The organism is Sphingopyxis sp. JAI108 (assembly GCF_013410105.1).
GTDB lineage: Bacteria > Pseudomonadota > Alphaproteobacteria > Sphingomonadales > Sphingomonadaceae > Sphingopyxis > Sphingopyxis chilensis.
The window spans coordinates 1,840,071-1,859,531 of record NZ_JACCCJ010000001.1 but is presented as its reverse complement, the minus strand read 5'-3'; the positions used below and the strand labels follow the sequence as shown (position 1 = coordinate 1,859,531).

Here is a 19,461-nt window from a genome sequence, read left to right as displayed (position 1 = left end):
GGCGTGGACCCGGTCGGGGGCGTCATATCGGCGGTAAAGCTGGCGTTGGTCATGCTGCGGCATTGGCGATGAATAGGTTGCCACGTCAAGCGATTATCGGCGGACGCCACTGGCGCCATGCGGGTAGCGGGCCTAGAGAAGGGCCGACATCTCACCACCGTTCGCATCGAGCGAAGCCGAGATGCCCATCGGCGTGGCGTCACGCTCGGGGTGTCTCGACTTCGCTCGACACGAACGGAAAACCAAGGAAGATTCCATGACGACCGCATCCGACGCCTGGCAGGCTCTTTCCGACTGGCAGCCGCAGAAGCTGACCGACCTGATCGCTGCCGATCCGCAGGGGCGGCTGCAGGCGCTGGTACGAAACGTCGCCGATATCCGTTTCGATTTCGCCAAGACACACCTCGACAGCGCCGCGATTGCGACCCTGTCCGCCCTCGCCGAAGCCCAGGATTTCGCGGGTCGCCGCAAGACGCTCTTTTCCGGCGGCATCGCCAATCCGACCGAAGGCCGGGCGGCCGAGCATAGCGCCGAGCGCGGCGACGGCGCACCGGAATCGGTGCATGCCGCGCAGGCGCTGCACCAGCGGATGCGGATGATGATCGACGCGATCGAGGCCGGCGCGTTCGGCGAGATCCGCCATTTGCTGCACATCGGAATCGGCGGATCGGCGCTCGGCCCCGACCTGCTCATCGACGCGCTCGGCCGGCACAGCAACCGCTATGACGTCGCGGTCGTGTCGAACGTCGATGGCGCCGCGCTCGACGAAGCCTTCGCCAAATTCAGCCCCGAACATACGCTCGTCGCCGTGGCGTCGAAGACCTTCACCACGACCGAGACGCTGCTCAACGCCAATTCTGCGCTGCAATGGCTCGACGAGGCCGGGGTCGAGGATCCCGTCGGCCGCTTCATCGCGCTGACCGCGAAGCCCGAGCGCGCGATGGAATGGGGCATCGACGAAACGCGCATCCTGCCATTCAACGAGACCGTCGGCGGCCGCTATTCGCTCTGGTCGTCGATCGGCTTCCCGGCGGCCCTCGCGCTCGGCTGGGACGCCTTCGCCGATTTGCTCGAAGGCGCGGCCGAGATGGACCGCCATTTCCGCTTGGCCGACGGCGCCGACAATATCTGCCTGCTCGCCGCCTTTGCCGACCAGGTCTATGCCAACCGTCTCGGCTGCCAGACGCGCGCAGTCTTTGCCTATGACGAGCGGCTGCGCTTGCTTCCAAGCTATCTGCAACAACTCGAAATGGAATCGAACGGCAAGTCGGTAAGCTTTGAAGGCGAGCCGGTCGATCAGCAGACGGCGCCGATCACCTGGGGCGGCGTCGGCACCGATGCGCAGCATGCGGTGTTCCAGCTGCTCCATCAGGGCACGCACCTGACGCCGGTCGAGTTCGTCGTCGCGCGCGAGCCCGACCATCTGCTCGACGATGCGCATCACGAAACGCTCGTCGCCAATTGCATCGCGCAGGGCGCGGCGCTGATGACGGGCCGCGCGAGCGAGGATGGCGCGCGCAACTATCCGGGCGACCGTCCCTCAACGACGATCCTGCTTGACCAGGTGACACCGCGCAGCCTCGGCGCGCTGATCGCATTCTACGAACATCGCGTGTTCGCCAATGCCGTGCTGCTCGGTATCAACCCGTTCGACCAGTTCGGCGTAGAGTTGGGCAAGGAGATGGCAAAGGGCCTTGCCGAAGGTACCGTCGAGTTCGACGCTGCGACACAGGCGCTGATGCAGGCCGCGCTCGGCGATTGAGCCGTTCACCGCTGACACTGAGCGCAAATTTCGATTGGCAAGCCGCGCCCGTGTAACCACATAGGCGCCGGACGCGAATGCCTGCCTGTCCAATTCAGGGGTAATCCATGAGCGATTTCGACTATGATCTTTTCGTCATCGGCGCCGGTTCGGGCGGCGTCCGCGCTTCGCGCATCGCGGCGTCGCACGGCGCGCGCGTCGCGGTTGCGGAGGAGTATCGGGTCGGCGGCACCTGTGTCATCCGCGGCTGCGTGCCCAAGAAATTGCTCGTTTACGGCGCGCATTTTGCAGAGGACCTAAAGGACGCGCGCAAGTTCGGCTGGGACGTTCCCGACTGCAAGTTCGATTGGAACGTGCTGCGCGACAATGTGCTTGCCGAGGTCGACCGGCTCGAGGGTCTCTATGGTCAGACGCTCGACAACCATAAAGTCACCGTCTTCAAGACCCGCGCGACCGTTATCGGCCCGCAGAAGGTGCGGCTGGCGGACGGGACCGAACTCTCCGCCGAACGCATCCTGATCGCAACCGGCGGCTGGCCGCACATTCCGGAATTTCCGGGCAGCGAACATGCGATCACTTCCAATGAGGTTTTCCACCTCGAAACCTTGCCGAAGCGCGTCGTGATCGCCGGCGGCGGCTATATCGCAAATGAATTTGCGGGTATCTTTAACGAATTCGGCAGCAAGGTGACGATCGTCAACCGCGGCGACACGATCCTGCGCGGTTATGACGAGCAGATCCGCGACCGGCTGCTCCAGATCTCGATGACCAAGGGCATCGAATTCAAGTTCAACGCGCCGTTCCAGTCGATCGAGAAGAAGGACGACGGATCGCTGATTGCCCACCTCGAAGGCTGCGACCCGATCCCGGCCGATGCGGTGCTCGTCGCCGCCGGCCGTACGCCCAACACGAAGGGCATCGGACTCGATGACGTCGGCGTCGAACTCGACGACCATGGCGCGATCAAGGTCGACGAAACAAACCAGTCGTCGGTGCCGAGCATCTATGCCGTTGGCGACGTCACCAACCGCATCCAGCTCACCCCCGTCGCGATCCGCGAAGGCCAGGCCTTTGCCGACAGCATGTTCGGCGGCAAGCCGACGGTGGTCGACTATGCCAATGTCCCGAGCGCGGTGTTCAGCCACCCGCCGATCGGCGCCGTCGGCATGACCGAGGCCGAGGCGCGCAACAAGCTAGGCTCGATCCGCGTCTACACGAGCGATTTCCGCGCGATGAAAAATGTCCTCGCAGGTCGCAACGAACGCGCGCTCTACAAGATGATCGTCAACGCCGCCACCGATCAGGTCGTGGGCCTGCATATGATCGGCCCTGACGCGCCGGAAATCCTGCAGGCGGCGGCGATCGCGGTGAAGGCGGGTCTGACCAAGGCCGATTTCGACAACACCGTCGCGCTGCATCCGAGCATGGCGGAGGAACTCGTGCTGCTCAAATAATCCTGCTACCTTCCGCGCTCAAATCGCGAGGAGGGTCGCATGACGGGCACGGCATTGGTTACCGGCGGCAGCGGCTATATCGCGGGCTTCCTCATCCGGCAGCTGCTCGACAATGGCTGGAGCGTCCACACGACGGTGCGCAGCCTGAAGCGCGAGGCCGAGGTGCGCGGCTGGCTGAGCGTCGACAACGACCGGCTGAAATTCTTTGCCGCCGACCTGGAGCATGACGCGGGCTGGGCCGAGAGCATCGCCGGATGCACTCATGTCGCGCATGTCGCGTCGCCCTTTCCGTTGGGCGTTCCCAAACATGCCGACGAGATCGTCGTCCCGGCGCGGGAGGGTGCCTTGCGCGCGCTGCGCTTTGCGCGGGCGGCGGGGATCAGGCGTTTCGTCCTGACATCGTCGATGGCGGCGGTTGCCTATGGCCATGGTAAAAGCCGCGAACTCTATAGCGAGGCGGACTGGACCAATCTCGATAATCCCGAAGTCATGCCTTATCCGCGCTCGAAGACCGTCGCCGAGCGTGCGGCGCGCGACTGGGTGAAGGCCGAGGGTGACGATATGGAATTCGCCTCGGTCAATCCTGCCGCGGTGTTCGGGCCGTTGCTCTCCGACGATCTTTCGACCTCGATCGAGCTCGTGAAGCAGCTTCTCGAGGGCAAGGTGCCGATGTGTCCCGACATCGGTTTCGGGATCATCGACGTGCGCGATGTCGCCGACCTGCATTACCGCGCGCTGACCGCGCCGGACATCAAGGACGAACGCTTTGTCTGCTCGGGGCCGTTCCTGAAGATGATCGACGTCGCGAACGTCCTGAAGGCGAACCTCCGCGACAAGGCGAAGAAGGTGCCGGCGCGCAGGATGCCCGACTGGCTACTCAAGCTGTTCGCGCTGGTGCGGCCCGAACTCAAGCAACTCGTTGCCGAACTCGGCAATGTCCGTGGTGGCGACAGTAGCCATGCGATGACCACGCTCGGCTGGACGATGCGTCCGCCCGACGAAGCGATCCTCGCGACCGCGCACAGCCTGATCGAGCGGGGGATCGTGAAGGTCTAACCGATCCGGTAGGGAACGACGTCGCGCCGGTCGGGATCGACGAGGATCGGGCGGTCACTAGGCGGAAAGGCGCGCTGGTCGCAATCGTCGCGCGGGCAGATGCGGCACGACAGACCGATCCGTGTCGCGGCTTGCGGCGCGGCGACATCGACCCCGTCGGCATAGACGAAATCGCCCGCATATTGCGCCTCGCACCCCAGCGCGACGGCGTAGCGGCGCGGTGAGCGGGCGTAGCTGCCGGACGGCTTCACCAGTCCCTTCGCCATCGACACGTAGCGCAGGCCGTCGGGCGTCTCGGCGAGCTGGAACAGGATGCGGTCGGGGATCGCCGCGGCTTCATGGACGATCCACAGCGGGCAGGCGCCGCCGAAGCGCGCGAACTGCAGCCGCGTTGCGCTATGCCGCTTGGTGATGTTTCCCGCCATGTCGACGCGGCAGAAGAACATCGGGATACCGCGCGCGCCGGGACGCTGGAGCGTCGAGAGGCGGTGGCACGCCTGTTCGAAGCTGACGCCATATTCGAGCCGGAGCCGGTCGATGTCGTGCCGCACTGCGCGCGCGCTCGCGCGGAAGGGGGCATAGGGCATCAGCACCGCGCCCGCCGCATAATTGGCGAGGCCCACGTGGAGGAGCTGGCGTGCAGCGGCGGTCCGCAGCGGACTGGCCTCGACGACCGCCGCGATCTCGTTCGCCAGCGCGAGCGCGGCGAGCTGGTGCGCGAGCTGGAAGCGGCGGCTTTCGGGGGGCTGCGACGGGTCGATCACCAGATGTCTCATCGTCGCGTCGAAATCGCGCAAGGCCTGCGTCTGCTGGTAGACGATCGAGATGCCGAGCGCGTCGCGCAGGCGCCGCTCGATCGTCTCGATCGCGGGCGACGGGTCTTTGCCGCGCAGTTGTGCCGCCAGCGCTTCGGCGGCGCGGTCGAGGCGATCGACATAATTGCCCGCATCGTGGAACCAATCGCGCACCTCTTCCCACGGCAGGCGGCTACCCTCGGCGGTTCCGCCGGTCAGGGCCTCGTCGATCATCTGGAGCCGCTGCCCCGCGCGACGATAGGCCGCGTGCAATGCGACGAACTGGTCGGCGAGCTGCGGCTGCTGGAGCGCGGCGCGTTCGAGTTGTTCGGGAGGCAGGGGCGCGGCGGCGAACAGCGGGTCGGCCGCGGCTTCGCGCAGCGCGCCGGCGCGGCGGTCGCCGGCGTCGTGCGCCACCTCTTCCCATTCGAGGGGGAAGAGGCGTTGCAGCCGTTCGAGCAGCGCGGGGGTCAGCGGACGGTCGTCATGCTCGATCTGGCTGAGGTAGGAGGTGGAGATGTCAAGCGTTTCGGCGAAATCCGCCTGCTTGATGCCGCGATCATTGCGGAGTTGGCGCAGGCGAGCCCCGGCGAAGATGCGTTGTCGAACCATGGAACTCCTCCTTCCTCCGTTCGTGCCGATAGAAACCCCTACTTTGCAAACTATCACTTTGCAATTTTGCAAATTCACATTTGCCTCGCTGCCGCCAAACGGGCAGGGGAGCCTATCACATTTCTCCGGAGAGCCGCATGTCCGCCAATATCGCCGAAATGGAACGCCGCCGCGCCGCCGCTGCTTTGGGCGGCGGGCAGAAGCGCATCGACGCGCAGCACGCCAAGGGCAAGCTGACCGCGCGCGAACGGCTCGACGTCCTGCTCGACGAAGACTCGTTCGAGGAGCTCGACACCTATGTCGAGCATGACTGCGTCGATTTCGGGATGCAGGATCAGAAGGTCCCCGGCGACGGCGTCGTCACCGGGTCGGGGACGATCAATGGCCGTCTCGTCTATGTTTTCAGCCAGGATTTCACGGTGTTCGGTGGATCGCTGTCGAAACGCCATGCCGAGAAGATCTGCAAGGTGATGGACAAGGCGATGCTCGTCGGCGCGCCGGTCATCGGTCTCAACGACAGCGGCGGCGCGCGCATCCAGGAGGGCGTCGCAAGCCTCGGCGGTTATGCCGACGTGTTCCAGAAGAATGTGCTGGCATCGGGCGTCGTGCCGCAAATCAGCCTGATCATGGGCCCCTGCGCGGGCGGCGCGGTTTACAGCCCGGCGATGACCGACTTCATCTTCATGGTGAAGGAGTCGTCGTACATGTTCGTTACCGGTCCCGACGTGGTGAAGACGGTAACCAACGAGGTGGTGACGCAGGAAGAACTGGGCGGCGCGATCACCCACACGACCAAAAGCTCGGTCGCCGACCTCGCGTTCGAAAATGATATCGAGGCGCTGCTCGCGGCGCGCGATTTCTTCGATTATCTGCCCGAAAACAACCGCGCCGGGGTTCCCACGCGCCCGACGAGCGACCCGTTCGACCGCGCCGAGATGAGCCTCGACACGTTGATCCCGCCCAATGCGAACCAGCCCTACGACATGCACGAGCTGATCCGCAAAACGGTCGACGAGGGCGATTTCTTCGAAGTGCAGCCGGCGCATGCCGCGAACATCATCTGCGGCTTCGGACGTATTGAAGGTCGCACGATCGGCATCGTCGCGAACCAGCCTTTGGTGCTCGCGGGGGTGCTCGACATCAACTCGTCGAAAAAGGCGGCGCGCTTCGTGCGTTTCTGTGATGCCTTCGAAATCCCGATCATCACCTTCGTCGACGTCCCCGGCTTCCTGCCGGGCACCGCGCAGGAATATAACGGCATCATCAAGCATGGCGCGAAGCTGCTGTTCGCCTATGCCGAGGCGACGGTGCCGAAGATCACGGTGATCACGCGCAAGGCTTATGGCGGCGCCTATGACGTGATGGCGTCAAAGCATCTGCGCGGCGACCTGAACTATGCCTGGCCGACCGCCGAGATCGCGGTGATGGGTGCGAAGGGCGCGGTCGAGATCATCTTCCGCAGCGACATCGGCGACCCCGAAAAGATCGCGCAGCGCACGAAGGAATATGAAGACCGCTTTGCCAACCCGTTTGTGGCGGCATCGCGGGGGTATATCGACGAGGTTATTCATCCGCATAATACGCGCAAGCGGATTGCGCTGGGGCTGCGGAAGCTCAGGAACAAGCAACTCGAAAACCCGTGGAAGAAGCACGACAATATTCCGCTCTGATCGCGAGGCGCACGGATATTGTCCGTGTGTGTGACGTCCGGCACATGAGAATCACCGGGCTGGAGGCAAGGGCGGGAGGCGGTTAAAACATGGCCGCCATGTCCTTGATTCCGAAAGAGGTTTGAAGATGCGTAAATTCCTTCCAGCTGCTCTGATGGTTCCCGCCCTGCTGGCTTCGCCGGCGGCGTTTGCGTTCGACCCCGACACGCCCGTGGGCGAGCCGAAACCCGCTTTCCCGGTGACGCTGGACAGCGAAGAGAACACGACGATCGGCCTCGCGTTCCAGACCGCCTTCGGCCTTGGCAAGGACGCTAAACCGACGGCGACGCGCGAGATCGACGGGCGCAGCTACCAGTTCCGCCCCGCTGCCATCCATCTGCTCCCGAACAATGTCGGCGTGCTGCTGAGCCTCGGCAGCCTCGAAGAAGCGGGGCACAGCGAAGGCGGAATCAATGCGATCCATTATCTGCAGGGTGGCCCGTCGGGCTGGCAGCGCACGGGCGAATGGTTGAACCTCGGATCGGTCGGGTCGGTCGGCAATGCCGCAACCGCATGGGGCTTCAGCGATGCGTTGGGCAAGAACCCCTATCTCGTCACGTCAGGCGGCGGCGTGTGGCAGGGCTGCGCGATCAGCAGCGCGACGCTGACCGAGCTGGCGCCGGACGGCCCCGTCGATCGCGCAAGCTTCATGGACAGCATGAGCTCGGGCGCCGGTCTGAACCAGAAGGAGCAGGGCTTCGACGGACAGATCACCGCGGCCGTTCCGGACAAGAGCTTCACCGTGACCTACACCGGCACGCGCGCCATCAAGCAGCAATATCTGTTGAAGAACGGCAAATACGAACTGGTCGGCAAGGACCAGATTCCGGGGTGCTGAGGAGAATGACATGAAACTAGGCCGCCTCAACCATATCGGCGTTGCGACGCCGTCGATCGCCGGCAGCATTGTCTTTTACCGCGACGTGATGGGCGCGACAAAGATCCATGAGCCGTTCGACCTGCCCGAGCAGGGGGTGAAGGTGTGTTTTGTCGATACGCCGGGTGCCGATGGCGCGCTGAATGGGACGCAGATTGAGCTAGTCGAGCCGCTGCCCGGCAATAGCTCAATCGCGGGTTTCCTCGCGAAGAACCCGGCGGGCGGCCAGCATCATATGTGTTACGAAGTCCCCGACATTCATGCCGCGAGGGCCGAGTTCGAGGCGCTGGGAAAACGCGTGCTCGGCGAGCCGCGGATCGGGGCGCATGGGACGCTGATCTTCTTCCTCCACCCCAAGGACATGGGCGGGGTGCTGACCGAGATTATGGAGACGCCGAAGGGGCATTGAGCCGCTTACCCGCCTCACCCGTCGGGAGAGGGTTGCATAGCCTTGGCAGCTTGCTGCCTATGCGAAGCTGGGTGAGGGTAGCGACGTTTGAGGACGTGCCAACCCTCACCAACTCCGCCTAGGCCTGCGGCCAAGGCTTCGTATCCTCTCCCGGTGGGAGAGGAAGTTTGGAACGAGACTGCATATGACCGACAAACCGACCCTCGACCAATGGGCCGCCGCCGCCGACAAGGAAGTCAAAGGCAAGGACCTGACCTGGCACACGCCGGAGGGGATCGACGTCAAGCCGCTCTACACGGCCGAAGATGTGACGGTCGACCCCGGCCTCCCCGGCTTCGCGCCCTTCACGCGCGGCGTGCGCGCGTCGATGTATGCCGGGCGGCCATGGACAATCCGGCAATATGCGGGCTTCTCGACCGCCGAGGAATCGAACGCCTTCTATCGCCGTAACCTAGCCGCGGGGCAGAAGGGCCTGTCGGTCGCTTTCGACCTCGCCACCCACCGCGGTTATGACAGCGACCATCCGCGCGTCGTCGGCGACGTCGGCAAGGCGGGGGTCGCGATCGACAGCGTCGAGGATATGAAAATCCTCTTCGACGGCATCCCGCTCGATCAGATGTCGGTCAGCATGACGATGAACGGCGCGGTGATACCCATCCTCGCCTTCTTCATCGTCGCGGGTGAGGAGCAGGGGGTCGACCGCAAATTGCTCGACGGGACAATCCAGAACGACATCCTCAAGGAGTTCATGGTCCGCAACACCTATATCTACCCGCCCGAACCCTCGATGCGGATCATCAGCGACATTTTCGGCTATACGTCGCGCGAAATGCCCAAGTTCAACAGCATCTCGATCAGCGGCTACCATATGCAGGAAGCCGGCGCGACGCAGGTGCAGGAGCTGGCCTTCACCATCGCCGACGGCGCCGAATATGTGCGCTATGGTGTCGCATCGGGGCTCGACATCGACAAGTTCGCCGGGCGCCTTAGCTTCTTCTTCGCGATCGGCATGAACTTCTTCATGGAGATCGCCAAATTGCGCGCCGCGCGCGTGCTGTGGCACCGCGTGATGACGGGCCTCGGCGCCAAGGACGAGCGGTCGAAGATGCTGCGCACCCATTGCCAGACGTCGGGCGTCTCTCTCACCGAGCAGGACCCTTACAACAATGTCATGCGCACGACGATCGAGGCGATGGCGGCGATGCTCGGCGGAACGCAGAGCCTGCACACCAACGCGCTCGACGAAGCGATCGCGCTGCCGACCGATTTCTCCGCCCGCATCGCGCGCAACACCCAGATCGTCATCCAGGAAGAGACGGGGATGACCAAGGTCGTCGATCCGCTCGGCGGTTCCTATTATGTCGAGGCGCTGACGCAGGAGCTGGTCGACAAGGCGTGGGAGATTATCGAGCGCGTCGAAAAGGAAGGCGGCATGGCGAAGGCCGTCGCGGCGGGCTGGCCCAAGGCGATGATCGAGACCGCCGCCGCTGCGCGGCAAGCGCGCGTCGACCGCGGCGACGATGTGATCGTCGGCGTGAACAAATATCGTCTGAAGGACGAGGATCTGCTCGAAACGCTCGAGGTCGATAACGCAAAGGTGCGCGAGGGGCAGATCGCGCGCATCAACAAGACCAAGGCGAACCGCGACGAGGCGGCGTGCCAGGCGGCGCTCACGGCGCTGCGCGATGGTGCGGCAAAGCCGTCGAGCATCGAAAACAATCTCCTCGCGCTCGCCGTCGAAGCGGCGCGCGCCCGCGCGACTCTCGGCGAAATTTCGTCGGCGATGGAAGAGAGCTTTGAACGCTACGGCACGCAGCCGACGCCGGTGAAGGGCGTCTATGCCGCCCCCTATGAAGGCGACAGTCGCTGGCAGCAGGTGCTTGACGGCGTCGCGGCGGTCGAACGGCGCATGGGCCGCAAACCCAAATTGCTCGTCGCCAAGATGGGGCAGGACGGTCACGATCGCGGCGCCAACGTCATCGCCTCGGCGTTCGGCGACATGGGCTTCGACGTCGTCTCGGGACCGCTGTTCCAGACACCCGACGAGACCGTCGTCCTTGCGCTCGACAGCGGCGTCGACGTCGTCGGTGCATCCAGCCTCGCCGCGGGACACAAGACGCTGATCCCCGAACTGATCGGCAAACTGAAGGAAGCCGGGCGCGGGGATATCAAGGTAATCGCGGGCGGCGTCATTCCGCCCCAGGATTATCAGTATCTGCGCGACGCCGGCGTGCAGGGCATCTATGGCCCCGGCTCGAACGTGGTCGAATGTGCCGCCGACGTGCTGCGCCTGCTTGGCCACAACATGCCCCCGCTGGAGGATGCCGCATGAAGATAATAGCGTTTGTTATCGCCGCCGGTCTTGTCGTTTCCGGCGGAGCTGCTGCCGCGGAATCGACAAGTCGGCCAAGCGAATATCGTCCCGGCCTGTCCGTCGAATCGATCTACAAACAGGATCTCGACGGCGTCTATTTCACCGAATGGTTCGGCCGCGTCGAAGCGTCCGAAGGATCGTGGCGCGACGTCTATTTCGAGACGAGCGACAAATATGTGAACAAGGGCCGGATCCGCTTCGACTGCGCCGACCCCGAAGCGGATATCGCTTTCACGCTCTATGGCGTCGGCGAATATGGCAAAGCAACCGATGACATGCGGCAGGTCGACATACCCTATGGCGACCGCAAGGCCTGGGCGGACGGCAATTATCAGCCGATGTTCGGCGAAACGCCGCCGATCGAATTCTACGGCGCGGCGCGCGAACGCTTCTGCAAATAACATCAAAAGGGTCGACTATATGAACCTCTCTCAAACTGCCGATCAGGACCACCGGACGCGCACCGACTGGACGCGCGAGGAAATCGCCGACCTGTTCGATCTGCCGTTCGACGAACTGATGTGGGAGGCGCAGGGCGTCCACCGCCGCCATCACGCGCGCGGCGAGGTGCAGCTTTGCACCTTGCTGAGCATCAAGACCGGCGGCTGCGTCGAGGATTGCGGCTATTGCTCGCAATCGAAGAGCGCCGACAGCGGCCTGAAAGCGACCAAGCTGATGGACGTGCGCGCGGTGCTGCAGGCGGCGGCGCAGGCGAAGGATGCGGGCTCGCAGCGCTTCTGCATGGGCGCCGCCTGGCGCAACCCCAGGGACCGCGACATGCCGGCGATCGTCGAGATGGTCGAAGGGGTGCGCGCGATGGGCATGGAAACCTGCATGACGCTGGGGATGCTCAGTAAGGAGCAGGCGCAACTGCTGGGCGCTGCGGGGCTCGACTATTATAACCACAACATCGACACCTCGCCGGAAAATTACGGCAATGTCATCACGACCCGCACCTTCCAGGATCGGCTCGACACGCTTGAAGAGGTCCGCAGCGCGGGAATCAACGTCTGCTCGGGCGGCATCGTCGGCATGGGCGAAACCCGCAGCGATCGCGTCGGCTTCATCCACACGCTCGCGACCCTGCCCGAACATCCGGGCAGCGTGCCGATCAACGCGCTGGTGCCGGTGAAGGGCACCGTGCTCGGCGACATGCTGGCAGACACCCCGCTCGCGAAGATCGACGATATCGAATTCGTCCGCACCGTCGCGGTCGCGCGCATCACGATGCCGAAGTCGATGGTCCGCCTGTCGGCGGGCCGCGAGAGCATGTCGGAGGCGACGCAGGCGCTTTGCTTCATGGCGGGCGCGAACAGCATCTTTACCGGCGACAAGCTGCTGACGACGGCCAATGCGGGCGACAATGCCGACGCGGCGTTGTTCGCGAAGCTGGGGCTGCGCCCGATGGAGAGCGAAGAGCCGATGCGCCAGAGCGCCCAGATGGAGGCGGCGGCAGAGTAATGCGTCGGAAAGTCGGACTTCTTCTCTATGCGATTGGTGTCGCGTTACCGATTGCCTTTGCGATCTTGGGCAAGTGGTATTTGGGCGTCTGGGGATTCGGCTTTCCTCTCGATCCGCTTGGTGTGTTTGTAATCCTGCTTATGACGGGCCCATTCAGCGCGCTGTTTTTCATAATCGGCTTTCGGCTGCGTCGCCGGACGGAAGTGACGAACTTTAAGGGCACCTAATGTTCAAGAAAATCCTGATCGCCAATCGCGGCGAAATCGCCTGCCGCGTCATCAAGACCGCGCGCCGCATGGGCATCGCGACCGTCGCCGTCTATTCGGATGCCGACGCGCGCGCGCCTTTCGTGCAGATGGCCGACGAGGCGGTGCATATCGGGCCGTCGCCTGCGTCCGAATCCTATCTGATCGCCGACAAGATCATCGCCGCGTGCAAGGCTACCGGCGCCGAGGCGGTGCATCCCGGCTATGGCTTCCTGTCGGAACGCACCAGCTTTGCCGAGGCGCTGGCCAAGGAAAATATCGCCTTCATCGGCCCGCCGGTGAACGCGATCGCCGCGATGGGCGACAAGATCGAGTCGAAGAAACTCGCCAAGGAAGCGGGCGTCAACGTCGTCCCCGGCTTCGTCGGCGAAATCCGCGACACCGAGCATGCGGTCGAGATTTCGAACGAGATCGGCTATCCGGTGATGATGAAGGCGTCCGCCGGCGGCGGCGGCAAGGGCATGCGCCTCGCCTATGATGAAAAGGACGTCCGCGAGGGCTTTGAGGCGACAAAGCGCGAGGGGCTCAACAGCTTCGGCGACGACCGCGTATTCATCGAGAAGTTCATCCTCAACCCGCGCCATATCGAGATCCAGATTCTCGGTGACCAGCACGGCAATACGCTCTATCTCAACGAGCGCGAGTGCAGCATCCAGCGGCGCCATCAGAAGGTGGTCGAGGAAGCACCTTCGCCGTTCGTGACCGATAAGATGCGCAAGGCGATGGGCGAGCAGTGCGTCGCGCTGTCGAAAGCCGTGGGTTACTATAGCGCAGGGACGGTTGAGCTGATCGTGTCGGGCGCCGACCCGACCGGCGAGAGCTTCTACTTTCTCGAAATGAACACGCGGCTGCAGGTCGAGCATCCGGTGACCGAGGCGATCACGGGCATCGACCTCGTGGAGCAGATGATCCGCGTCGCCGCGGGCGAGAAGCTCGCAATGACGCAGGACGACATCGGGATCGACGGCTGGGCGATCGAGAACCGCGTCTATGCCGAAGATCCCTATCGCGGCTTCCTGCCCTCGACCGGGCGCCTCGTGCGTTACCGCACCCCCGTTCCGGCCTGGGCGGGCAACGCGCGCGGCGAGGATGGCGTGCGCGTCGATGCCGGGGTCGAGGAGGGCGGCGAGGTGTCGATCTTCTACGACCCGATGATCGCCAAGCTCGTCACCTGGGGCGAAACGCGCGACGAGGCCGCCGACTTGCAGATCGCGGCGCTCGACCGTTTCGAGATCGAAGGGCTGGGGCACAATATCGATTTCGTCTCGGCAATCATGCAGCATCCGCGCTTCCGCTCGGGTGAACTCACGACGGGCTTCATCGCCGAGGAATATCCCGAGGGCTTCCATGGCGCGCCGACCGATGCGAAGATCGCGCGGGCGCTCGCGGCCATCGCGGGCTTCATGGCGTCTGCCGAGGCCGATCGCGCGCGCCGCACCGACGGCCAGCTCGGCGACCGGCTCGAACCGCCCGCCAAATGGCGGGTCACGATCGACGGCACGCCGCACAAGGTCAAGGTGGGGGAGAAGCATATCAAGGTCGAGGGCGACCGGATTGACATAGCGCTCGAATATACGCCGGGCGACCGGCTCGTCGTCGCCGAGGTCGACGAGACCGAACTCGCGGTGAAGGTCGCGAAGACGCGCAGCGGCTGGAAGATGACGACGCGCGGGCATATCCACGACGTGCGCGTGCTGCCTTGGCATATCGCGCCGCTGACCGCGCATATGATCGAGAAGATCCCGCCCGACCTATCCAAATTCCTCATCTGCCCGATGCCGGGCCTGCTCGTCACGCTGCACGTCGGCGAAGGCGACAAGGTCGAGGCGGGGCAGCCGCTCGCGACGGTCGAGGCAATGAAGATGGAAAATATACTCCGTGCGGAAAAGGCTGGCGTTGTGAAGACCGTGAACGCTGCGCAGGGCGACAGCCTGGCGGTCGACGCGGTGATTTTGGAGATGGAATAATCCTCTCAGCCCGTTCGTGCCGAGCTTGTCGAAGCACCGCTCTTTCTTCTACCGGCAGAGAAGAGCGGCCCTTCGACAAGCTCAGGGCGAGCGGAGTTTTTGGAAAATGCACGTCAATCACGACCAGCACGCCCCCGCAGCGGAACCGATCACCTTCGACGATTTCCTCCGCGTCGATATCCGCATCGGCACGATCGTCGAAGCAAAGCCTTTCCCCGAGGCGCGCAAGCCGGCCTTCAAGCTGAAAATCGATTTCGGCCCCGCAATCGGGGTGAAGAAAAGCAGCGCGCAGATCGTCGATCGTTACGCGCTCAAAGAATTGCCAGGACGGCAGGTCGCGGCTGTCGTCAACTTCCCATCCCGGCAGATCGGCAAGTTCATGTCGGAGGTGCTGACGCTCGGTTTCGCCGACGAGACGGGCGCGGTGATCCTCTTCGCACCCGATAGGGCGGTGCCGAACGGCTCACGCCTCTTTTAATTCAGCGTCATTGCGAGCGTAGCGAAGCAATCCAGAGTAGCGTAAACCGCTCTGGATTGCTTCGCTACGCTCGCAATGACGGCGAACGGAGAAGCTGGGGGAGAGGGTTCATGACTTTACCGGTAACCGCATTCGTGGCTGCGGTTTGCGCGCTGCTTCTGCTCATCACCGCGATCGATACCGTGCGCCAGCGGCTGCGTGTGCAGGCCGCGTTCGGCGACCATGGCGACGCCAAGCTCATCAGCGCGAGCCGCAGCCACGGCAATCTCGCCGAATATGCGCCGATCACGATCATTCTGCTCGGTTTGCTCGAAAGCGCACGCGCCAACCATATGGCGCTGATGGTCATCGGCGCGGTGTTCCTGATCGGCCGCGTGGCGCATATCTTTGGGCTTTATGCGAAGATCACCCCCGGCAAAGCGCCGGTGCCGCGCCAGATCGGCGTCGTCGCGACCTTTGCGACCCTGCTGGCGCTCGGCGGCTGGGCGCTGGGGATGCTGGCAACAATGAATCTCTAAATCGTCATCAGCCCGGACTTAATCCGCAAACCAGGCAGGCCGGATCAAGTCGGGCATTGGCGAACAAAGCTAATCGATCAACGCCACCGCACGGATCCAGCCCGCGCTGGCGCGCTCGATCTTCACCGGGAAGCAGCTGAAGGTGAAGCCCGTCGCGGGGATCGCGGCGAGGTTGGTGAGCTTCTCGATCTGGTAATAGGGCCGGATGCGTCCCGCCTTGTGACCTTCCCAGATGATCGAGGGATCGCGCGTGTCCGCCCAGCGCCGCGCGGTGTGACTGAACGGCGCGTCCCAGCTCCACGCGTCGGTGCCGACGACCTGCACACCGCGCTCGGTGAGGTACAGCGTCGCCTCGGCCCCCATGCCGCAGCCCTGGTCGGTGAAATTGTCGGTGCCATAGACCGCGCCCGACTGGACAAGCACGATGTCGAAGGGCTGGAGTTCATGCCCGATGCGCGCCAGTTCGGCCTCCACTTCGGCGCCGCTCACGACATGGCCGTCCGGACGATCCGAAAAGTCGAGCTTCACGCCCGGACGAAAAAACAGGTCGAGCGGGGCTTCGTCGATCGACGGCGCACGAGTTGCGCCGCTGTCGGTGGTCGAATGATAATGCCACGGCGCGTCCATATGCGTGCCATTGTGCGTACTGAGCGACAGCATCTCGACCGCCCAGCCTTCGCCGTCGGGCAGATCGTCCCTCGTGAGCCCGGGGAAGAACATCGCGATCTGCTCCCACGTATTCTCATGGGTCATATAGGTAATGTTCGGGCGCATCACCGGCGGATCGGAGATGACGTCGTTGGTGATCGGGATCGAAAGGTCGATGAACTGCATGACGCACAGTCTGCCACCGGAAAGACGCCACGCCAAGAAGGCTTGCGCGCCGTTCGCCGCCCGCTAGAGATGGCGGTAAGCCTGAAAGGGGCAGGGGAGAGTTTATGACCGACGCAGCCGCCGTAGCCGACCATGGCGCGGTCTATCAGCCGAGCGCCAAAGACATTCGCATGGTCATCGCCGCATCGTCGGCGGGTACGGTGTTCGAATGGTATGATTTCTTCATCTACGGCACGCTCGCGGCGATCATCGGCAAGGCCTTTTTCCCCAGCGACAATGCAACGCTGGAAATCCTGCTCGTGTGGGCGGGCTTCGCGGTCGGATTCGGTTTCCGGCCCTTGGGCGCGGTACTCTTCGGCTTCCTCGGCGACCGGCTGGGACGCAAATATACCTTCCTCGTCACCGTCACCTTGATGGGCATCGCGACAGCCGGCGTCGGCATGATCCCGTCGGCTGCGACCATCGGCATCGCGGCGCCGATCATCGTCATCCTGCTCCGCGTGCTGCAGGGGCTGGCGCTCGGCGGCGAATATGGCGGCGCGGCGGTCTATGTCGCCGAACATTCGCCGCCGGGAAAGCGCGGTTTCTACACCAGCTTCATCCAGGCGAGCGTCGTCGGCGGCTTCGTGCTCAGCCTGATCGTCGTGCTCGGCTGCAAGGCGCTGATGCCCGACGCGGTGTGGGAAAGCTGGGGCTGGCGCGTGCCCTTCCTGCTTTCGCTCATCCTCCTCGCCATTTCGCTGTGGATGCGCCTCAAACTTTCCGAAAGCCCGGTGTTCCAGGCGATGAAGGCGGAGGGCGAACTCGCCAAGAACCCGCTCAAGGAAAGCTTCACCTACCCCGGCAATCCTCGCCGTATCTTCATCGCGCTATTCGGCATCGCCGCCGGCCTGACGGTCATCTGGTACACGGCGATGTTCTCCGGGCTGTCGTTCCTGAAAGGGCCGATGAAGGTCGAGGACACGGCTGCCGAGATCATTGTCGGTTTTGCCGCCGCGTTCGGCATGGGCTTCTTCATCTGGGCCGGAAAGCTCTCCGATCGCGTCGGGCGCAAGAAACCGATCGTCTGGGGCTATGCCGCGACGCTGGTCCTGCTCTTCCCGCTCTTCTGGTGGATGGGCAGCGTCGGCAACCCGGCACTGTCGGCTGCTGCCGAGCGCGCGCCCGTGACCGTCACCGGTTCGCAATGCAGCTTCGACCCGTTCGCGCAGAAACAGGCGACCGTGTGCGGGCGCACGCTCGGCGAACTGACCAAACTCGGTGTGCCCTACACGGTCGTCCAGACGGACAGCGGCTTTGACAGGGTCAAAATCCGTATCGGAAACCGCGAGGTCGCGAGCGAGGATCCGGCACTGCTCCAGCCCGCTTTGGAAGCGATGGGTTATGACTTCGCGAAGCAGGTCCCGCAAATCGGCGGTATCGCCGTCATATTCCTCGCGCTGCTCGGGCTGAGCGCGCTGTCGGGCTTCACCTATGGTCCGGTCGCGGCATTGCTGTCCGAAATGTTTCCGCCGCACGTCCGCTATTCTTCGCTCTCGATCCCCTATCATCTGGGGACGGGCTATTTTGGCGGTTTCCTCCCCCTGATCGCGAGCTTCATCATCGCGAAGACCGGCAATGCCTATGCCGGGCTCTGGTATACCTGGGTGGTCGTCCTCGTCGCCTTCCTCGTCACCGCGTTCATGCTGAAGGATCCGGTCGAGGGACAGTGGGACAAGCCCGCCGCCTGATCGCCCCCATTGGCGCAGGCAGCCAAGCCGTATAGGGGCAGGGGAATGATCGCCATTCCGCCGCCGCTCCGCCTTCGCCTTTCATCCGAAGCCCTCGTCGCCAACTGGCGCTGGCTCGCCAAGCAGAGCGGCTCGGCGGCATGCGGCGCGGCGATCAAGGCCGACGCTTATGGCCTTGGCGCGCGCGAGGTGGTGCGACATCTCGCCGCCGCGGGATGCCGCGATTTTTTCGTCGCGACCTGGGCCGAGGCCGCCGCGCTGATGCCTTTGCCGCGGGGCGTATCGCTCTCGGTGCTCCACGGCGTCGGCTCGAGCGACGTGATCGCGGCGCTTACCCTTCCCGCGCGGCCCGTGCTCGGCAGCCTCGAACAGATCGCGCTGTGGCGCGAGGCGTGCGAGGGGCGGCCGTGTGACGTGATGATCGATACCGGGATGAACCGGCTTGGCCTTCGCGTCGAAGAAACGGCGGCCGGGGTGCTCGACGGCCTGAATATTGAAACCCTGCTCAGCCACCTCGCATCGGCCGACGAGGACAGCGCGCAGAACAGCGGACAACTCGCGGCGTTTCGCGCGGTTCGGCAGGCGATCCCCGCGCGGCGCTACAGCCTGGCGAACAGCGCCGGTATCTGTCTCGGCGCCGATTATGCGTTCGATCTGACCCGCCCGGGCATCGCGCTCTATGGCGGGACGCCGCGCGGCGAAGCCACGGGCCACATCCGGCAGGTCGCCTTCCCCGAAGCGCGCGTGCTGCAGGTGCGTCGGGTGCGCCAAGGCGAGGCCGTCGGCTACGGCGCGACCTGGACCGCGCCACGCGACAGCCGGATCGCGATCGCGAACATGGGCTACGCCGACGGCTATTTACGCTGCCACGCCGGATCGGGTTCGGCGACGTGGAACGCGTGCTCGCTGCCGCTGATCGGCCGCGTATCGATGGATCTGACCGCTTTCGACGCGAGCGACGCCGATGGAATCGAGGAAGGCGACTGGCTCGCGATCGATTATGACCTGCCGACGGCGTCGGCACGCAGCGGATTGTCGCAATATGAGCTGCTGACGGGGTTGGGGCCGCGGTTCGAGCGCGGTTGGGGCTGAGGCTTACCCTGTCGCTTTTCCCTGCGGGATAAAAAAAGGACCCCGAACTCGCGTTCGGGGCCCCAAAT

17 protein-coding genes are annotated in these 19,461 nt (G+C 64.1%); 15 read left to right on the top strand and 2 right to left on the bottom strand.

Annotated elements, in window-relative coordinates:
- Positions 1 to 256: 256 nt before the first annotated feature.
- The 3 genes from pgi to HDC29_RS09005 all read left to right on the top strand — a co-directional run bounded on the left by pgi (position 257) and on the right by HDC29_RS09005 (position 4,272).
- On the top strand, positions 257 to 1,762 hold the full coding sequence (gene pgi / locus HDC29_RS09015; protein ID WP_179496355.1) for a glucose-6-phosphate isomerase: 1,506 nt from the start codon (positions 257 to 259) through the stop codon (positions 1,760 to 1,762).
- Positions 1,763 to 1,869: 107 nt separating this feature from the next.
- Positions 1,870 to 3,216 carry a glutathione-disulfide reductase gene (gene gor, locus HDC29_RS09010; RefSeq protein WP_179496353.1) on the top strand — a complete coding sequence of 449 codons (1,347 nt, stop codon included), beginning with the start codon at positions 1,870 to 1,872 and terminating at the stop codon, positions 3,214 to 3,216.
- A gap of 39 nt (positions 3,217 to 3,255) precedes the next feature.
- Positions 3,256 to 4,272, top strand: a complete 1,017-nt coding sequence (locus HDC29_RS09005; RefSeq protein ID WP_179496351.1) for an NAD-dependent epimerase/dehydratase family protein — start codon at positions 3,256 to 3,258, stop codon at positions 4,270 to 4,272.
- Here the strand turns inward: HDC29_RS09005 and HDC29_RS09000 are convergent.
- Positions 4,269 to 5,678 carry a short-chain fatty acyl-CoA regulator family protein gene (locus HDC29_RS09000; RefSeq protein ID WP_179496349.1) on the bottom strand — a complete coding sequence of 470 codons (1,410 nt, stop codon included), beginning with the start codon at positions 5,676 to 5,678 and terminating at the stop codon, positions 4,269 to 4,271. The two genes, HDC29_RS09005 and HDC29_RS09000, sit on opposite strands and share 4 nt — an antisense overlap.
- Positions 5,679 to 5,815: 137 nt before the next feature.
- On the opposite strand from HDC29_RS09000, the gene HDC29_RS08995 reads away from it, so the two are divergent.
- The 10 genes from HDC29_RS08995 to HDC29_RS08950 all read left to right on the top strand — a co-directional run bounded on the left by HDC29_RS08995 (position 5,816) and on the right by HDC29_RS08950 (position 15,737).
- On the top strand, positions 5,816 to 7,348 hold the full coding sequence (locus HDC29_RS08995; RefSeq protein ID WP_179496347.1) for an acyl-CoA carboxylase subunit beta: 1,533 nt from the start codon (positions 5,816 to 5,818) through the stop codon (positions 7,346 to 7,348).
- A 127-nt stretch (positions 7,349 to 7,475) separates the two neighbouring features.
- Complete coding sequence (locus HDC29_RS08990; protein ID WP_179496345.1) at positions 7,476 to 8,225, top strand: hypothetical protein; 750 nt, start codon at positions 7,476 to 7,478, stop codon at positions 8,223 to 8,225.
- 10 nt (positions 8,226 to 8,235) lie between these two features.
- Positions 8,236 to 8,673 (top strand): methylmalonyl-CoA epimerase, encoded by a 438-nt coding sequence (gene mce, locus HDC29_RS08985; RefSeq protein ID WP_179496343.1) that lies wholly within the window; start codon positions 8,236 to 8,238, stop codon positions 8,671 to 8,673.
- Positions 8,674 to 8,857: 184 nt separating this feature from the next.
- Positions 8,858 to 11,005, top strand: a complete 2,148-nt coding sequence (scpA, locus tag HDC29_RS08980) for a methylmalonyl-CoA mutase (protein WP_179496333.1) — start codon at positions 8,858 to 8,860, stop codon at positions 11,003 to 11,005.
- Positions 11,002 to 11,448 carry a hypothetical protein gene (locus HDC29_RS08975; RefSeq protein WP_179496322.1) on the top strand — a complete coding sequence of 149 codons (447 nt, stop codon included), beginning with the start codon at positions 11,002 to 11,004 and terminating at the stop codon, positions 11,446 to 11,448. Before scpA ends, HDC29_RS08975 begins: the two co-directional genes overlap by 4 nt.
- A gap of 19 nt (positions 11,449 to 11,467) precedes the next feature.
- The gene (gene bioB, locus HDC29_RS08970; protein WP_179496320.1) at positions 11,468 to 12,508 is read left to right on the top strand and encodes a biotin synthase BioB; all 1,041 of its coding nucleotides are present in this window, start codon (positions 11,468 to 11,470) and stop codon (positions 12,506 to 12,508) included.
- Positions 12,508 to 12,735, top strand: a complete 228-nt coding sequence (locus tag HDC29_RS08965; RefSeq protein ID WP_179496318.1) for a hypothetical protein — start codon at positions 12,508 to 12,510, stop codon at positions 12,733 to 12,735. The genes bioB and HDC29_RS08965 overlap by 1 nt, the downstream gene beginning before the upstream one ends.
- Positions 12,735 to 14,741 (top strand): acetyl/propionyl/methylcrotonyl-CoA carboxylase subunit alpha, encoded by a 2,007-nt coding sequence (locus HDC29_RS08960; RefSeq protein ID WP_179496316.1) that lies wholly within the window; start codon positions 12,735 to 12,737, stop codon positions 14,739 to 14,741. Before HDC29_RS08965 ends, HDC29_RS08960 begins: the two co-directional genes overlap by 1 nt.
- A gap of 106 nt (positions 14,742 to 14,847) precedes the next feature.
- A complete protein-coding gene (locus HDC29_RS08955; RefSeq protein ID WP_179496314.1) occupies positions 14,848 to 15,219 on the top strand; it encodes a tRNA-binding protein in 372 nt (123 codons plus the stop codon).
- Between the two features lie 110 nt (positions 15,220 to 15,329).
- Entirely contained in the window at positions 15,330 to 15,737 is a 408-nt protein-coding gene (locus HDC29_RS08950) for an MAPEG family protein (RefSeq protein ID WP_179496312.1), read from the top strand.
- 69 nt (positions 15,738 to 15,806) lie between these two features.
- Here the strand turns inward: HDC29_RS08950 and HDC29_RS08945 are convergent, their stop codons facing one another.
- Positions 15,807 to 16,571, bottom strand: coding sequence for a cyclase family protein (locus HDC29_RS08945; protein WP_179496310.1), 765 nt, complete (start codon positions 16,569 to 16,571; stop codon positions 15,807 to 15,809).
- Positions 16,572 to 16,675: 104 nt separating this feature from the next.
- Here HDC29_RS08945 and HDC29_RS08940 point away from each other — a divergent pair, with 104 nt between their 5' ends.
- Both HDC29_RS08940 and alr read left to right on the top strand, forming a co-directional pair.
- The gene (locus HDC29_RS08940; RefSeq protein WP_179496308.1) at positions 16,676 to 18,301 is read left to right on the top strand and encodes an MFS transporter; all 1,626 of its coding nucleotides are present in this window, start codon (positions 16,676 to 16,678) and stop codon (positions 18,299 to 18,301) included.
- Between the two features lie 45 nt (positions 18,302 to 18,346).
- Positions 18,347 to 19,393, top strand: coding sequence for an alanine racemase (alr, locus tag HDC29_RS08935; RefSeq protein WP_179496306.1), 1,047 nt, complete (start codon positions 18,347 to 18,349; stop codon positions 19,391 to 19,393).
- Positions 19,394 to 19,461: the final 68 nt, after the last annotated feature.

What these genes read in the sequence shown, in the direction of transcription:
- alr (WP_179496306.1), top strand. Translation starts at nt 18,347, where the DNA reads ATGATCGCCATTCCGCCGCCGCTCCGCCTTCGCCTTTCATCCGAAGCC.
- pgi (WP_179496355.1), top strand. Translation starts at nt 257, where the DNA reads ATGACGACCGCATCCGACGCCTGGCAGGCTCTTTCCGACTGGCAGCCG.
- HDC29_RS08990 (WP_179496345.1), top strand. Translation starts at nt 7,476, where the DNA reads ATGCGTAAATTCCTTCCAGCTGCTCTGATGGTTCCCGCCCTGCTGGCT.
- HDC29_RS08975 (WP_179496322.1), top strand. Translation starts at nt 11,002, where the DNA reads ATGAAGATAATAGCGTTTGTTATCGCCGCCGGTCTTGTCGTTTCCGGC.
- scpA (WP_179496333.1), top strand. Translation starts at nt 8,858, where the DNA reads ATGACCGACAAACCGACCCTCGACCAATGGGCCGCCGCCGCCGACAAG.
- mce (WP_179496343.1), top strand. Translation starts at nt 8,236, where the DNA reads ATGAAACTAGGCCGCCTCAACCATATCGGCGTTGCGACGCCGTCGATC.
- HDC29_RS08950 (WP_179496312.1), top strand. Translation starts at nt 15,330, where the DNA reads ATGACTTTACCGGTAACCGCATTCGTGGCTGCGGTTTGCGCGCTGCTT.
- gor (WP_179496353.1), top strand. Translation starts at nt 1,870, where the DNA reads ATGAGCGATTTCGACTATGATCTTTTCGTCATCGGCGCCGGTTCGGGC.
- bioB (WP_179496320.1), top strand. Translation starts at nt 11,468, where the DNA reads ATGAACCTCTCTCAAACTGCCGATCAGGACCACCGGACGCGCACCGAC.
- HDC29_RS08960 (WP_179496316.1), top strand. Translation starts at nt 12,735, where the DNA reads ATGTTCAAGAAAATCCTGATCGCCAATCGCGGCGAAATCGCCTGCCGC.
- HDC29_RS09005 (WP_179496351.1), top strand. Translation starts at nt 3,256, where the DNA reads ATGACGGGCACGGCATTGGTTACCGGCGGCAGCGGCTATATCGCGGGC.
- HDC29_RS08955 (WP_179496314.1), top strand. Translation starts at nt 14,848, where the DNA reads ATGCACGTCAATCACGACCAGCACGCCCCCGCAGCGGAACCGATCACC.
- HDC29_RS08945 (WP_179496310.1), bottom strand. Translation starts at nt 16,571, where the DNA reads ATGCAGTTCATCGACCTTTCGATCCCGATCACCAACGACGTCATCTCC.
- HDC29_RS08940 (WP_179496308.1), top strand. Translation starts at nt 16,676, where the DNA reads ATGACCGACGCAGCCGCCGTAGCCGACCATGGCGCGGTCTATCAGCCG.
- HDC29_RS08965 (WP_179496318.1), top strand. Translation starts at nt 12,508, where the DNA reads ATGCGTCGGAAAGTCGGACTTCTTCTCTATGCGATTGGTGTCGCGTTA.
- HDC29_RS08995 (WP_179496347.1), top strand. Translation starts at nt 5,816, where the DNA reads ATGTCCGCCAATATCGCCGAAATGGAACGCCGCCGCGCCGCCGCTGCT.
- HDC29_RS09000 (WP_179496349.1), bottom strand. Translation starts at nt 5,678, where the DNA reads ATGGTTCGACAACGCATCTTCGCCGGGGCTCGCCTGCGCCAACTCCGC.